Source organism: Nocardia sp. NPDC051750 (genome assembly GCF_044453135.1).
In the GTDB taxonomy this organism is placed as follows: domain Bacteria; phylum Actinomycetota; class Actinomycetes; order Mycobacteriales; family Mycobacteriaceae; genus Nocardia.
Map to the genome: position 1 here is coordinate 180,826 of NZ_JBITCK010000001.1, position 13,535 is coordinate 194,360.

The following is a 13,535-nucleotide window of genomic DNA, read 5'->3' on the forward strand; positions in this document are numbered from 1 at the left end:
CAATTCCTACGGGTCCGATGCGCGGCCGCCTCCCGCTGACCGGGAAGTACGTCGTCCGCCCGCCCGTTCACCGGGAGGAGCACGGTTACCGGAGATAGGGCGGTCCTAGCGTCGGCCGCATGAATCCAGTAGTGGCCGGAGGCGCGCGATGAAGCGGCTGCAGGACCGGGTGGCGGTAGTAACGGGGGCGGCAGGTGGGATGGGGCGTGCGCACTGTCGCCGGCTGGCCGAAGAAGGCGCCGATGTCATCGCGCTCGACCTCGCGGAGACCGCGGACGCATTGGCCGTCGTGGCCGGGGAGGTCGAGAGTTGCGGGCGGCGGTGCGTCACCGCCTTAGCCGATATCCGCGACCCGCTGTCCCTGGAAGAAGCCGTGAACACGGGGGTGGTGCAGCTGGGACGGCTCGATATCGTCGTCGCCAATGCCGGGGTCTACGCGGATCTGGGGCCGTCCTGGGAACTGTCCGACGAGTCGTGGCAGCGGGCCCTCGATATCAATCTGACCGGGGTCTGGCATACCGTGCGAGCCGGGGCCGCGCATCTGGGTGCGGGCGGTTCGATCGTGATCGTCGGCTCCACGAACGGCGTCAAGGGTGGGGCGGCGGCCGCGCACTATTCGGCGAGTAAGCACGCGGTGGTCGGCCTGGCCCGGACCCTGGCGAACGAATTGGGGCCGCGGGGGATCCGGGTCAATACCGTGCATCCGGGGTCGGTGGCGACGCCGATGATCCTGAACGAGCGGGTCTACGCGAAATTGCGGCCCGACCTGCCTGATCCGACCCGGGAGGACGCGGCGCGCGTACTCGCGGAACGGACCATCCTGCCGGTGCCCTGGGTGGAGCCGGTGGATATCAGCAATGCCGTGTTGTTCCTCGCGTCCGACGAGTCCCGGTATGTCACCGGAATCGAACTCGTCGTGGACGCCGGGCTTACTCAGAAGGTGTGAAATGGGACGGGTTTCGGGCAAGGTCGCGCTGGTCACCGGGGCAGCGCGGGGAATCGGACGGGCGCAGGCGATACGGCTGGCCGAAGAGGGCGCCGATATTGTCGCGTTCGATATCTGCGGGCCGGTGGATACGGTAATCATCCCGCCGGCGACCCCGGACGATCTCGAGCAGACTGTCCGCGCAGTCGAAAAGACCGGGGCGAAAATAGTTTCCGCCATTGTCGATGTCCGGGACGGCGCGGCGATGCGAGAGGCGACCGACGCGGCGGTGAACGAACTCGGCGGTGTGGACGTGGTGTGCGCGACCGCGGGGATCACCTCCAGTGCGCCCGCTCTCCAGCTGACCGAAGAGCAGTGGCGGACGATGTTGGACGTCAACCTCACCGGCGTGTGGCAGACCTGCAAAGCGACCGCCCCGCATCTGATCGCCCGCGGTAGCGGATCGATGGTCCTGACCAGTTCGATCGCGGGGCTGCGCGGCCTCGTCGGCGTGGCTCACTACACGGCCGCCAAACACGGTGTGGTCGGCCTGATGCGCTCGCTGGCACAGGAGCTGGCACCGCACGGAATCCGGGTGAACTCGGTACATCCGACCAATGTGGACACGCCGATGATCCAGAACGATATGGTGCGCCGATCCTTCCGGCCGGATCGTGAACATCCCACGCGCGAGGAATTCGCCGAGGCCGCGCGAACCATGAACATGCTGGCGATTCCGTGGGTCGAACCGGTCGATATCGCGAACGCGGCCCTGTTCCTGGCCTCCGATGAGGCCCGCTACATCACCGCGGTGACCCTGCCGGTGGACGCCGGCAGCACCCAGCGCTGACGAAGGGGAGGCGGCAGCACCGCCTCCCCTTTCCGATCAGCCCTTGCGGGTGAGGAAGGCCAGTACCGCGGATTCGAACGCGGCCTTCTGCTCGATCATCGCCCAGTGACCGCAATCCGGGAACACGTGCAGTTCGGCCCGCGGAATCGTGCGCATCGGCACCAGCGCCATATCGAGCGGACTCACCCGGTCATCGCGACCCCAGGTCACCAGGGTCGGCGCCTTCACCTTGTGCAGCATCGCCCACGGCGGTGGCGTGTCCGCGGCCTCCATCGCCCGGACCATCGCGGTGAACGCGGCCTTGCTGTACATGCGGCGGGCGCTGTCGAGCGTGGCCGGATCGGTGGCCTGGGCCCAGCGTTCCTCGATCATCTCCTCGGTGACCAGGGCCGGGTCGTACACCATCGAATGCAGCCACGCGACGAGCTTGTCCCTGGTGGGGTTCTCGGTGAATTCCTGGAGCAGCCGGATACCCTCCCCCGGCCCCGGGCTGAAGAGGTTCTTGCCGATCCCGCCGATGGTCACAATCTTGCCGACCCGGTCCGGGTGGGCGATCGCGTAGTTGAGCGCTACTCCGCCGCCCATCGAGTTTCCCACGATATCGACCCGTTCGAGACCGAGCGCGTCCACGAACCGGACCACCGAATCCAGGGCGGTGATCATGGGGTGACCACCGAAATCGTCGCTCACGCCGAACCCGGGGAACTCCAGGATCAGGCAGCGGAATCGTTCGGCGAAGACATCGATATTGCCGCGGAAGTTACGCCACCCGGTGACCCCGGGCCCGGAACCGTGCAGCAGCAACAGCGGCGAACCGGAGCCGGCCTCGTAATATCGCAGCACCCCGGCGTCGGTACGTACTTCCCGCAGCTCGTGCGCGGAACCGGAATCCGATGTCATCGTGAACCTCCATATCGGCGTACTTCTCCGTGCCACGTTGCCAGTTCCATGACGACCGCTGCCCGGGTGTTCCCGATGAGTGGTCGCTCGGACCCGGGTTCAGCCGAGGCGGCCCGGAACGGGTTCCCGGCGGTGTTCGTCGGTGGGCAGTTCACCGTCGGCGACGGCCCGCTCGATCGAATCACGCAGTGCCGCGCAGGTCGGGATCCACTTGCTGGGCTCGCCGAGCGCCGCCCGCCGGGCGAATTCGGGGCAGGCGGATTCGGCATCGTCGAGCCATTGGATGCTGGTGTGGCTGGGGCTGAATTTTTCCACCAGCACTCGGTTACCGCAGGTGGCGCACTGTATGGGCTGCACGATCACTCCTTCGTCGGCCAGGCCGCGAGATAGCCGGGTACTCAGCCGAAGCTGATGTCCTCCGCGGACCAGAATGCACGCATACTCGTGATCCGCGCTTGGTCGTCGAAGGTCATCACGTCGATGGGTTCGACGGTGATCGTCTGTTCCCCGGTATCGGTGATCACCCGGAATCCGAATGCGGCGTGGTCGCCGCTCACCCGCAGGGTGACCAGTTCGGTAGTGCGACGGGATGATTCGAGATTTCCGTAGAACTTCTCGATGGCCGCGCGCCCGGTGTGCGCGGGGGTGCCGACGGGGTCTTCCAGGGTGGCGTTCTCGTCGTACAGAGCGGCGATATCGGCCGCCGTTCCGGTGGCCACGGCGTCGAGGTAGCGGCGCACGGCAGCGCGGATCTGTTCCGGTTCCGGCATCGTGTGTTCCTGTTCTGCGAGGAGGGCGTTACCGGGCGAGCATGTCGCGGACGGCGAGGTGACTGAACAGCATCGAGGCGCCGATGGGGTTACCACCGCCGGGATAGGCGGTGCCGCTGACCGCGGCCATGGTGTTACCCGCGGCATACAGTCCGGGAATCGGTGCCCCGTCGCTGCCGAGGACGCGGGCAGCGGTATCGGTCCGCAACCCGCCCTTGGTGCCGAGATCGGACAGGCCGAATGCCGCGGCGTGGAACGGGGGGCGGTCGATCGGTACCAGCGGCAACTCACCCTGGGAGAACGCGCGATCGTAGGCTTCGTCGCCCCGGCCGAAATCGGTATCGGCGCCCGCCGCGACCATCGCGTTGTAACGCTCCACGGTGGCGACCAGGTTCGCGGCCGGGATGCCGAGAGCCGACGCCAGCTCTTCGAGGGTGTCGGCGGTATGCCATAGCCCGGCGGCTTCGTACTTCTCGGATTCGACCATCGAGACATTGGTGGCCTGCACCGGCGGGACGGCGCCGGCGCGGTCGTCGTAGATCATCCAGTACGGCAGGGTCAGGGTGCCGTCGCGCAGCCGCTCGATCGCCGCCCGGCCGAGGCGGTCGTAGGGTGCGGATTCGTTGACGAACCGGCGGCCGTCCTGGTCGACGAAGATCCCGCCGGTGAACCACAGGGCGAAGGCCGATCGTCCGTCCGGATGGGTGAGCCCCGGCGACCACCACGCCTGATCCATGAGATCCGTATCGGCTCCCGCGGTGATACCCGCCTGATGGGCCCGGCCCTGGTTTCCGGGCGGTCCCATAGTGTCGCGGGCGTCGCCCGGCACCCCGTATCGACGGCGCATCTCCTCGTTGCCCTCGAAACCGCCCGCGGCCAGGACCACCCCGCGCCGGGCCCGGATCGCGACCGTTCCGGACGGCCGTTCGATCCGCGCGCCGATCACGGCACCGTCCTCGACGATCAACTCCACCAGCGCGGCATTCCGGTGCAGGCGGACCTCCGGATAGCCGGCCAGTGCGCGCAGGAAGCGGCCGATCAGCGCCTGCCCGCCGATCAGCGTCTCCGGCGGCGCGGCACCCAGCCGGTCGGTGTCCAGCGGTCCGCGCAGGTGTTCGCGCAGCTCCCCGAGTTCGGCCGCGGGCAGCGGGACGGGCACGATATGACGCTGCCCGTCGAGCCGCGCTTTCGGCGCGGTGCCGAAATAGTCGGGCCACGGAAACATCTGGAACTCGAAATGGTCGTCGCTCTCGAGATATGCGATGAGGTCACGACCACCGCGTACATAGGTTTCCTGGAGTTCGCGTGGGGTGCGGTCGCCGACCACGGCACGGAAATAGGTCAGCGCGTCCTCGAGGGTGTCATCGGTCCCGGCCCGCTCCAGCACCGGGTTGCACGGGAACCACATCCCGCCGCCGCCCGAATACGCGGTGGTTCCACCGAATTTGCCGGTGGCTTCCACCACCGCGACCGAAAGCCCTTCCCGCGCCGCGGTGTAGGCGCCGGCCAGGCCACCGCCGGAACCCGCCACCAGCACATCCACTTCGTCGTCGAAGTCCATAGTCCACCGCCTTCTCGCGCCACCGGCTCGTGCCGAGGCCGACGGTAGGCCCGGATCCCGGGCCCGTCGAACGCTCCTCCCGGTGACCGGGAGACCACCCGGGGTCGAGTGAACGGCCTGTCGCACTGTTCGGGGTGCTAGTCATATGCCGGACCGGAATATGACCGCTGATAGCATTCGGCGGGTGACGACGAGCGAACCCGACGAGGCGCAGATCAAACTGCCGCCTACCAGCTGGGCGGTGCTCGCCATGCTCTCCTACGAGGAGGAGATCTCCGGATACGATCTGAAGAAGTGGGCGGACTGGAGTATCCGCTACTTCTATTGGAGTCCGTCCTACAGCCAGATCTACTCGGAGCTGAAGAAGCTCGAACAGCACGGTTTCGCGCATTCGCGGGTGGACGCCGACAACGCCATGCGCGGGCGCCGCCTCTACCGGATCACCCCGGCCGGGCGGGCCGCCGTCACCGCCTGGACCAACAGCGCACCGGTGGACCCGCCGATGCTGAAGCATCATGTGATGCTGCGGGTCATGTTCGGGCATCTGAGCTCACCGGACCGGCTCAAGGAGATCCTGCGCGACCATATCGCCGACGCCGAACGCCTGGAACGCAGCGCCGCCGTCGACGCCGCGGCCGCGAAATCCGAGCCCGGCTGGGCGTACTCGCAGATCGTCCTGCAGTGGGCCGAGCGATACTACGCCTCCGAACGCGACCTCGCCCAGCAGCTGATCGACGATATCGACGCGGCCGAATCCGCGCTGGTGGCGGCCGAACACGACGACCAGGCCGACTATCCGCACCCCACCCCGGGTCGCTGGCGCGAGGTCGAGCAGCGAGTCAAAGAAGAGGACCCGGGCCGCCGCTGAGGCGCGGACGGCTAGCGTCCTGACATGACCACCACAGCAGTTGTCACCGGTGCCGGCCGCGGTATCGGTCTGGCTTTCGCCCGCAGACTCGCCGACATGGGCCACCTGGTCGTGTTGACCGATATAGACGGTGAGGCCGTAAGTCGCGCCGCGGCGGAGATCGGCCGGGGCGCGGTCGGCGTCCAGCAGGATGTCCGCGAGATCGCCTCCCACCGCGAGATCGCCGAGCAGGCGGCGTCGCTGGGACAACTCGCGATCTGGGTGAACAACGCCGGTGTGCTGTTCGCGGGCGACGCCTGGACCCATTCCGACGAGGAGGTCGCGACCATCCTCGACGTGAATATCCGCGGCGTCATGGCGGGATCCGCGGCCGCGGTCGGGCAGATGGGTGCGGCCGGCGGAGCCGTACTGAACGTCGCGTCCCTCTCCGCGCTCGGCCCGATCCCGGGTCTCGCGCTGTACGCCGCGACCAAAGCGGCCGTGCTGTCGTACACCACCTCGCTCCAGGGCGACCTCGCGCACGCCGGATTGCCTATCCGTGTCCGCGCCCTGTGCCCCGATGTGGTCGACACTCGGATGGTTACCGCGCGGGCCCACGACCCGGGCGCCGCGCTGCTGTTCGCCGGGCCGAAGCCACTCGACGAGGACGCCGTCGCACGGGCGGGCCTGGCGCTGATCGACAGCCGGCAGGTCTTCCGCGTGATTCCACGCTGGCGCGGTGCGCTCGTCCGCGGGACCGATATCGCGCCCGGGGCCGGCCTGAAGATGCTGGCGCTGATGCGCAAGCTCGGCGACCGCCGTCAGTCTCGTCACTGACCGGCCGGCGGCGGGGTGGATCCGAAGCGGTCGCGCTTCGGGTCACACGTACTGCAGCGCCGCCGGACGGGATACCGGCACGGACCCCCGCGGCCGGGGCTGCTGCAGCGTGGGGTGCACCCGGACCCGGCCGTCCTCGACGTTGCGCCAGATACCCAGTGCGGTCATCCGCACCGGCGCGGCCAGGCGGTGATCGAAACTCATCCGGTCCACCGGGCCGCAGATCGACACCGCGGCGACCGCCTGCCCGATTTCCCCGACCGGGGCCGCCACACACCCGAATCCCGGCAGCGATTCCTCGCGTTCGACGGCGATACCGTGCGCGCGGACCTTCGCCAGCTCCGCCCGCAGCTGTGCGGCCGTGGCGATGGAGTAGCGCGTTTTGGACCGGACCGGGCCGGCGCCGAATACATCGCCGCGCTCGCTGTCGGCATAGGCGAGGATCGCTTTGCCCACCGCAGTACAGTGCGCGGGCTGGCGACCTCCGACCCGGGTCGGTACCGCGCCCGCCAGCCGCCCGCCGATCTTGTCCAGATACACCACGTCCGCACCGTCGAGGACGGCCAAATGGACCACGTATCCCGTGGTGCGGTGCAGTTCGTGCAGGAAGGGCACGGCGGCCCGGTGCAGCCGGTCCTGATGCACGGCCAGCGAGCCGAGTTCCATGAGCCGCAGGCCCAGCTCGTAGTCCCGGCCTTCGCGACGCAGCCAGCGTAGCTGGACGAGCCGCTCCAGAATGCGGTGCACCGACGAGCGGGGCAGCCCGGTACGCCGCACGACCTGCGCGAGCGTGAGCCGCCCGGGCCCTTCGAACGCGTCGAGGACCAGTGAGACGCGGTCGAGCACAGCGCTCGGGGTGGCGGCGTCCTGGATAGTCATGAGCCCTCCATCGGGTCTACGAGCTGATGCCCAGCCGAATATGCCGAATAGGCATATTACGATTAGTACCATCCAGTTGTGGTCGCTGTCACATGAATCGCGAACATTGGCCGAAAATCACGAACGGCCCCCTGGGTCGAGCACAAAGGCTCGACCCAGGGGGCCGTCTCCAGCGCAGCGGTTCTACATCGCGGCGAGGGGCTCGCTACCGGACCAGTCGTGACCCCAGTAGCTGTCCGCGGTGATCTCCTCCGCGGTGTAATACTTTTCGTCGACCGCCATCCCGTCGGTGCCGAATTCGATATCCCAGCCGCCGGGGGCGCGCACGTAGAACGACACCATCTTGTCGTTGGTATGCCGGCCCAGTGTCGACGACACCGCGAACCCGTCCTTCGCCACCCGGTCCAGCGCCTGACCCACCGCGTCCAGCGAATCCACCTCCACCATGATGTGCACCAAACCCGGCGCCCCGCCGTGCGGCGCCGGGCACAACGCCAGGCTGTGATGCCGTTCGTTCACCCCCAGGAAGCGGATCCGCACCGGCCCGAATTCCGGCGGCGCCGGCACCCGGAAGGCGCCGCGCGGCAGGAATCCGAGCACCTCGGTGTAGAAATCGAACGCACCGTTCAGATCCATCGCGGGCAGCACCACGTGACCCAGCCCCTGTGCGCCGGTGACGAATCGGGCACCGAACGGGGTCACCACCGGGCTGTGGTCGAGCACCGCGCCGTGGAACACCTCCAGCGTGGCGCCGGCCGGATCGGTGAAGGTGATCGCCTCCTCGACCCGGCGGGCATCGGCCTCGGCCTGGGACAGCGATTCCACTGCGATCCCCGCCTTCGACACCGACTCCCGGACCCGGCGCAGGGCCGCGCGGTCGCGGACCTCCCAGCCGATCCGCACCACCTCGTCGGTCTCTCCGGCCACCACCACGATCCGCGCGGCCCGTTCGTCCATCCGCAGATAGAGGGCGTTCTCATCCGGTCCCGACCCGGCCGCGAAGCCGAGCACCTCGAAGGCGAACTGCCGCCAGCGCTCCATATCCGTGGTCTGGATCTGTACGTAGCCGAGGCTCTTGATATCAGTCACTGTCGCTGTGTCCTTGTCGTTCGTCTCATCCGGGCCGGTCAGATCATCGAGCGCAGGTGGTCGGCCGGATCGAATCCCATCGAGCTGAGCGCCGAGGCGTGATACACCGTGCTCGGCACGTGGATGGCGTGGTTGAGGCCGGCATGACAGTCGCGCCAGTACCGCTGCAGCGGTTTGTCCATCCGCAGCGCGTTACCGCCCGAGCGGGCGAAGATCTGGTCGACCGCCATCACCGCCCGCCAGGCCGCGCGCACCTGGGTGCGCCGGACGGCCGCGCGCTCGGCGAAATCCACCTCACCGCCGGATTCGACGATGCCCCAGACCCGATCGACATTGGCGAGCAGTTCCTGGCGCGCGGCATTGATATCCGCGGCGGCCTCGCTGATCGCGAACAGCACGTACGGATCGTCCTTCACCGCTGTTCCCTGCGCGCCCACCCGGTCGCGCTGGTAGTCCAGGTGCGCGGCGAGCGCACCCTCGGCGATCCCGATCACCGCGGCGGTGATACCCAGCGGGAACATCGTCGACCACGGCATCTTGTACAGCGTTTCGGTGACCCCGTACTCGCGTTGCGCCGTCCCGTCGATCACGTGATCGCCGTTCATCACCCGGTAGGAGGGCACGAAAGCATCCCGGACGATGATGTCTTTGGAACCGGTGCCCTTCAGGCCCACCACATTCCACGAATCCTCGACGATCTCGTAGTCGGCCCGCGGCAGGATCATGTGCAGCATGGCCGGCGGGTCCGCGATACCGCCCTGCGCGTCGCCGAGCAGCGCGCCGAGGAAGATCCAGTCGCAGTGGTCGGTTCCGGAGCTGAACTGCCAGCGGCCGTTGAAGATATAGCCGCCGTCCACCGGGCGGGCAATACCGGTCGGTGCGTACGGCGAGGCCATCCAGGTGTTGTGATCACCGCCCCAGACCTCCTCCTGCACCTTCGGGTCGGCGAAGGCGAGCTGCCAGGGATGGACACCGACGATCCCGCAGATCCAGCCGGTCGCCGGGTCCAGCGCGGCCGCCGCCATCACCGATTCGGCGAATTCCCGCGGATGCGCCTCGAACCCGCCGTATTTCTTCGGCTGCAGCAGCCGGATCGGACCGGCGGTTTTCAGCAGTTCCGCGGTCGAATCCGGCAGCCGGCCGAGGCGTTCGGCTTCCGGACCCTGCTCCCGCAGTTGATCGGCGATCGCCGCGAGATTGTCGAGCACTCTGGTCATGGTGGAGTTTCCTTTGTGACGCACGCACGGCGGTGATCCGGCGCGAGGCGAAGTAGGTTGTTCAGGCGGTGGTGTCGAGGACGGCACCACGGGCGATATTGGCGGCGACCTCGGCTTCCCAGCTGGTGACGGCCCGTTCGGTATCGATCTCGAACTCGAACCGTTTCGTCATATCCTCCGTGATGTCCCCGACATCGACGTAGAACTGCTGGTACCAGCGGCGCAGCTGGTAGACGGGCCCGTCCTCCTCGGAGAGCAGCGGATTGTCGATGGGCGCCTTGTTCTTCCAGATCTCGACATCCTGTTCGAAACCCACCTCGACCCCGCGGGCGAACTGCGCGGCCATCGCATCGGCGTCCGCGTCGGACATCCCCTGTGGCTTCTTCACCATGGCGCCGTACTGCAGGACGAACGAATTCGCGGTGACCGGGTAGTGGCAGTTGATCAGCACAGTTTCGATTGTCATGCCCTGTGCCTCGCTCCACAGCTGATCGATCATGTACGAGGGACCGAAATACGAGGCGTCCGAGCGGAGAGTGGAATTCGGATCGTCGTAGTTGCTGCCGACATTGATATCGCCGCGCGGGGTGGACCGCATGTACTGGGTGGCCACATGGCCTTCGAAAACGTTCTTGAAATAGCGCGGGAAGGAATAGTGGACATAGAAGAAGTGGGCCATATCTACCACGTTGTCCACGATCTCGCGGCAGTGCGACCCCTCGACCAGCAGGGTGTTCCAGGTCCAATCGGTCCACTCCGCGGTGCCGTAGCCCTCGATCTGCGGAATGGTCACCTCGTCGGTGGGTTTACTACCCTGCGGATCGTTCCAGACGAAGAGCTGACCGTTACGTTCCAGCGTGGGCCAGGACCGGGTCCGGGCCAGCGGAGGCACGCGCCGCGCATACGGGATACCGGTGCACTTACCGTTGCCGCCCCAGCGCCAGTCGTGGAAGGGGCAGGCGATGGAATCGCCTTTGACCGTGCCGTGGGCCAGGTTGCCGCCCAGGTGACGGCAGTACCCGTCGAGCACGTTCAGTGTGCTGTCGGTTTCGGACTCGAACACCACCAGTGTGGTGCCGAAGGCCTTGACCTCGTGCGGCCGGCCGTCCCGGAAGGACTTCGCCAGACCCAGGCAGTGCCAGCCGCGCGCGAACCGGGCCGGGGCCGCGGCGGCTTCGATCTGCCGGTATTCGTCCGTACCTTGCTGGGCTTGCCCGTTCGATGCGTGAGCCGGCATCGGAACCTCCATGTTCCAACGGAGTTGTGTGACTGACCCGATAGTGGCGTCCAGGGGCGAATGACCCGGGATCTGTTCCCGGTCAGTGGACAGGTTTCGGTGAACGGCCGGAGGCCGGCGGCCGGGCTCCGGGACGGCGGCCGACCACGAAAAGGGCCGCTGAGCGGGGTGCGCGGCATCGTCGCTGGTGGGGCGACGTTAGGATTGCGGGATGAGCGTCGACAACCGCCGGACCCGGCCGTCCTCGCCGCCGGCGCGCGCGAGGGGTCGCGAGGACGACTCGGCAGGCGGCGCCGCCGACGCCCGGAAATCCGAGGAGAACGCTACCGCCCGCACCGTCCGGCGCCGGCCCAAGAACCGGCGGGCTCAGATCGCGGCCGCGGCCGCCAGCGCCTTCGGTTCGCTCGGCTACCACGGCGTGAGCATGGAGGATATCGCCGGCGGGCTCGGCATCAGCTCGGCCGCGCTGTACCGGCACTACCCCAGTAAGTACGCGCTGTTCCAGGAGGAATCGCTGCGGGTCGGCCAGGCGATGGCGGAATCGGTGCGGCTGCCGGACGAGGCCGCCGGCTTGCCTCCGCAGCAGCGGCTCCAGCATGTCCTCGAAGCGCTGAGCACGGTGACCGTCGCCAATCGGGCCAGCGTCGCGCTGGTGCGCTGGGAGGGCCGCTACCTGGAGCCCGCGGATCAGGAGATCCGGGCCGAACAGCAGACCGTGGTGCTGGACGCACTGGAAGATCAGCTCGCCGCGTATATCCCGGAGCTGAGCAACTCCGACCGCAAAGTCCTCTCGATCTCGCTCCTGTCGGTTATCACCAGCATCGCCGACCACCATGCGGCGCTGCCCACGAAAGCCCTTGTCGCACTCCTCGTCTCGACCTGCATCGCGCTGGCGGGCACGCCCCTTCCGGCCCCGGCGGATATCGAGCCCACACCACCGGTGGAGATACCGGAATCGTTCAAACACGAACTCTTGCTCCGCAAGGGAGTCGAACTGTTCCACGCTCGCGGCTATCCCAATGTGAGCGTCGAGGATATCGCCACCGCGGCGGGTCTTTCCGCAGCCTCGGCGGTGTACCGCTTCTACCGCGGGAAAAGCGATCTGCTGACCGCCGCGTTCCGCCGCGCCGCCGAACGGGTGTCCAGTGCCATCGGCCCCGCCGTGGCAGCGGCCCACAGCCCGCGCGAGGCACTGGACTCGCTGGTCGAACAGTATGTCGCCGGTTCGTTCGCCGAACGGGCACTGACCTTCGTGTACTACACCGAGTTCCAGCACGTGCCCGCGGAGGAACGCGCGGCGCTACGCAATGTGCAGCGGCTCAGCGTGGACGAATGGGCTCGGCTGGTACGCCAGGTCCGGCCGGAGCTGTCCGGTCCGCAGGCCCGTTTCCTGGTCCACGCCGCGTTCGCACTGGTCGTCGACCTGGGACGGTCGTTCGGCACGGTCCCGATGGCCTCACAGGAGCGGGTGACGCTGCTGATGCAGACCGTCCTGTACGGCCGCCCCACCGACAACTGAGTCCGGGCGGCCGTCTCCCGTCACGGCAGTGGGGTGGCCAGCGGTGAGGTCATCTGATCGACCAGCCAGCGCCCGTCGGTCTTCTGCATCCGCATCACCATGGCCAGCTGCCCGGGCGCAGGCTGCCCCTGGGTACCCAGGCTGGTGATGGTCTGCCCGATCACCACCACCACCTCCGCCGAGGTGGGGTCGGCGGATTTCACCGCACACTGGATATCGCCGGCGGTCGAGACCACCTGACCGGCGGCGAGCGCCTCACGCAGTTCGGTGGTGGTCGTCTCGAATTCCTTCTTCCAGTCGCCGGTGGCGCCGGCCAGCACCGCCGAGAAGTACGGTTCCAGGTTCTTCGCGTCGTAGTTCGCCAGCACCGGCGCGTACCGGCAGGCGGCCTGCCGGACCTCGTCGTGGGCGGCCAGCAGGCCGGCCTTGTCCCGCTCCTGCACGAACAGATACCCCGCGACACCGACCGCGGCGACCAACAGCAGCACCGTCACCGCGAGCGCGGCGAGCAAGGCGCGCGGGCGCGAACCCTCACGTCGCCGGTCCGGCCCGGAGTCGGACCCACCCACCACGCGCTCACCGACGTGCTTCTGCACCGAAACGGTCTGTTCAGCTGCCACGGACGGCTCGGCAACTGCACTCGACGGGCCGTCCGACACCCCCGCCGGGCCCGGCTCACCTTCCGGCTCCCCAGCCGCCGAATCCTCGGCCGACACCGCCGCCCCGGCTACCGCAGGCTCTGCCGCGGCAGGCCCGACGGAATCCGCCGCCGAGCCGGTCGAGTCCGAGTGGGCACCGACCGGTTCCGGCACCGATGTATCCGCCGGTGCTACAACGCTCTTCGCGCCGTTCATCGGATCTTCGGCAGCGGGTCCGGCTGGCTTATCGGTCATTCTCGTTTTCT

Annotated in this window: 14 protein-coding genes; 5 read left to right on the forward strand and 9 right to left on the reverse strand. The window is 67.9% G+C overall.

Going from position 1 to position 13,535, the window contains the following annotated elements; translation table 11 throughout:
- Positions 1 to 148: 148 nt before the first annotated feature.
- On the forward strand, positions 149 to 946 hold the full coding sequence (locus tag ACIA75_RS00525) for a mycofactocin-coupled SDR family oxidoreductase (protein ID WP_397098362.1): 798 nt from the start codon (positions 149 to 151) through the stop codon (positions 944 to 946).
- A gap of 1 nt (position 947) precedes the next feature.
- Positions 948 to 1,775 (forward strand): mycofactocin-coupled SDR family oxidoreductase, encoded by an 828-nt coding sequence (locus ACIA75_RS00530; RefSeq protein ID WP_397098365.1) that lies wholly within the window; start codon positions 948 to 950, stop codon positions 1,773 to 1,775.
- Positions 1,776 to 1,811: 36 nt separating this feature from the next.
- Here ACIA75_RS00530 and ACIA75_RS00535 read toward each other — a convergent pair whose 3' ends face one another.
- From ACIA75_RS00535 to ACIA75_RS00550, 4 genes are all read right to left on the reverse strand, one after another.
- Positions 1,812 to 2,675 (reverse strand): alpha/beta fold hydrolase, encoded by an 864-nt coding sequence (locus tag ACIA75_RS00535; RefSeq protein ID WP_397098368.1) that lies wholly within the window; start codon positions 2,673 to 2,675, stop codon positions 1,812 to 1,814.
- Positions 2,676 to 2,774: 99 nt separating this feature from the next.
- A complete protein-coding gene (locus ACIA75_RS00540) occupies positions 2,775 to 3,032 on the reverse strand; it encodes a hypothetical protein (protein WP_397098370.1) in 258 nt (85 codons plus the stop codon).
- A 41-nt stretch (positions 3,033 to 3,073) separates the two neighbouring features.
- Positions 3,074 to 3,445 (reverse strand): nuclear transport factor 2 family protein, encoded by a 372-nt coding sequence (locus ACIA75_RS00545; protein ID WP_397098372.1) that lies wholly within the window; start codon positions 3,443 to 3,445, stop codon positions 3,074 to 3,076.
- 28 nt (positions 3,446 to 3,473) lie between these two features.
- Complete coding sequence (locus ACIA75_RS00550; protein WP_397098374.1) at positions 3,474 to 5,006, reverse strand: FAD-binding protein; 1,533 nt, start codon at positions 5,004 to 5,006, stop codon at positions 3,474 to 3,476.
- A gap of 250 nt (positions 5,007 to 5,256) precedes the next feature.
- Between ACIA75_RS00550 and ACIA75_RS00555 the strand changes: the two genes are divergently transcribed.
- Both ACIA75_RS00555 and ACIA75_RS00560 read left to right on the forward strand, forming a co-directional pair.
- The gene (locus ACIA75_RS00555; RefSeq protein ID WP_397100811.1) at positions 5,257 to 5,874 is read left to right on the forward strand and encodes a PadR family transcriptional regulator; all 618 of its coding nucleotides are present in this window, start codon (positions 5,257 to 5,259) and stop codon (positions 5,872 to 5,874) included.
- A gap of 24 nt (positions 5,875 to 5,898) precedes the next feature.
- Positions 5,899 to 6,690 carry an SDR family NAD(P)-dependent oxidoreductase gene (locus ACIA75_RS00560; RefSeq protein ID WP_397098376.1) on the forward strand — a complete coding sequence of 264 codons (792 nt, stop codon included), beginning with the start codon at positions 5,899 to 5,901 and terminating at the stop codon, positions 6,688 to 6,690.
- A gap of 42 nt (positions 6,691 to 6,732) precedes the next feature.
- Here ACIA75_RS00560 and ACIA75_RS00565 read toward each other — a convergent pair whose 3' ends face one another.
- The 4 genes from ACIA75_RS00565 to ACIA75_RS00580 form a co-directional block, all read right to left on the reverse strand.
- The gene (locus tag ACIA75_RS00565; RefSeq protein ID WP_397098379.1) at positions 6,733 to 7,569 is read right to left on the reverse strand and encodes an IclR family transcriptional regulator; all 837 of its coding nucleotides are present in this window, start codon (positions 7,567 to 7,569) and stop codon (positions 6,733 to 6,735) included.
- A 183-nt stretch (positions 7,570 to 7,752) separates the two neighbouring features.
- Entirely contained in the window at positions 7,753 to 8,658 is a 906-nt protein-coding gene (gene bphC, locus ACIA75_RS00570; protein ID WP_397098381.1) for a biphenyl-2,3-diol 1,2-dioxygenase, read from the reverse strand.
- A gap of 38 nt (positions 8,659 to 8,696) precedes the next feature.
- Complete coding sequence (locus tag ACIA75_RS00575; protein WP_397098383.1) at positions 8,697 to 9,875, reverse strand: acyl-CoA dehydrogenase family protein; 1,179 nt, start codon at positions 9,873 to 9,875, stop codon at positions 8,697 to 8,699.
- A 61-nt stretch (positions 9,876 to 9,936) separates the two neighbouring features.
- Positions 9,937 to 11,124, reverse strand: coding sequence for a Rieske 2Fe-2S domain-containing protein (locus tag ACIA75_RS00580; RefSeq protein WP_397098385.1), 1,188 nt, complete (start codon positions 11,122 to 11,124; stop codon positions 9,937 to 9,939).
- A 199-nt stretch (positions 11,125 to 11,323) separates the two neighbouring features.
- Here ACIA75_RS00580 and ACIA75_RS00585 point away from each other — a divergent pair, with 199 nt between their 5' ends.
- A complete protein-coding gene (locus tag ACIA75_RS00585; protein ID WP_397098387.1) occupies positions 11,324 to 12,631 on the forward strand; it encodes a TetR/AcrR family transcriptional regulator in 1,308 nt (435 codons plus the stop codon).
- Positions 12,632 to 12,651: 20 nt separating this feature from the next.
- On the opposite strand, the gene ACIA75_RS00590 is transcribed toward ACIA75_RS00585, so the two are convergent.
- The gene (locus tag ACIA75_RS00590) at positions 12,652 to 13,524 is read right to left on the reverse strand and encodes a hypothetical protein (RefSeq protein ID WP_397098389.1); all 873 of its coding nucleotides are present in this window, start codon (positions 13,522 to 13,524) and stop codon (positions 12,652 to 12,654) included.
- Between the last annotated feature and the right edge of the window lie 11 nt (positions 13,525 to 13,535).

Bases quoted from the DNA above. Each gene is read 5' to 3' on its own strand.
- ACIA75_RS00565 (WP_397098379.1), bottom strand. From the start codon at position 7,569: ATGACTATCCAGGACGCCGCCACCCCGAGCGCTGTGCTCGACCGCGTC.
- ACIA75_RS00590 (WP_397098389.1), bottom strand. From the start codon at position 13,524: ATGACCGATAAGCCAGCCGGACCCGCTGCCGAAGATCCGATGAACGGC.
- ACIA75_RS00550 (WP_397098374.1), bottom strand. From the start codon at position 5,006: ATGGACTTCGACGACGAAGTGGATGTGCTGGTGGCGGGTTCCGGCGGT.
- ACIA75_RS00545 (WP_397098372.1), bottom strand. From the start codon at position 3,445: ATGCCGGAACCGGAACAGATCCGCGCTGCCGTGCGCCGCTACCTCGAC.
- ACIA75_RS00585 (WP_397098387.1), top strand. From the start codon at position 11,324: ATGAGCGTCGACAACCGCCGGACCCGGCCGTCCTCGCCGCCGGCGCGC.
- ACIA75_RS00560 (WP_397098376.1), top strand. From the start codon at position 5,899: ATGACCACCACAGCAGTTGTCACCGGTGCCGGCCGCGGTATCGGTCTG.
- ACIA75_RS00530 (WP_397098365.1), top strand. From the start codon at position 948: ATGGGACGGGTTTCGGGCAAGGTCGCGCTGGTCACCGGGGCAGCGCGG.
- ACIA75_RS00580 (WP_397098385.1), bottom strand. From the start codon at position 11,124: ATGGAGGTTCCGATGCCGGCTCACGCATCGAACGGGCAAGCCCAGCAA.
- ACIA75_RS00555 (WP_397100811.1), top strand. From the start codon at position 5,257: ATGCTCTCCTACGAGGAGGAGATCTCCGGATACGATCTGAAGAAGTGG.
- ACIA75_RS00575 (WP_397098383.1), bottom strand. From the start codon at position 9,875: ATGACCAGAGTGCTCGACAATCTCGCGGCGATCGCCGATCAACTGCGG.
- ACIA75_RS00535 (WP_397098368.1), bottom strand. From the start codon at position 2,675: ATGACATCGGATTCCGGTTCCGCGCACGAGCTGCGGGAAGTACGTACC.
- ACIA75_RS00525 (WP_397098362.1), top strand. From the start codon at position 149: ATGAAGCGGCTGCAGGACCGGGTGGCGGTAGTAACGGGGGCGGCAGGT.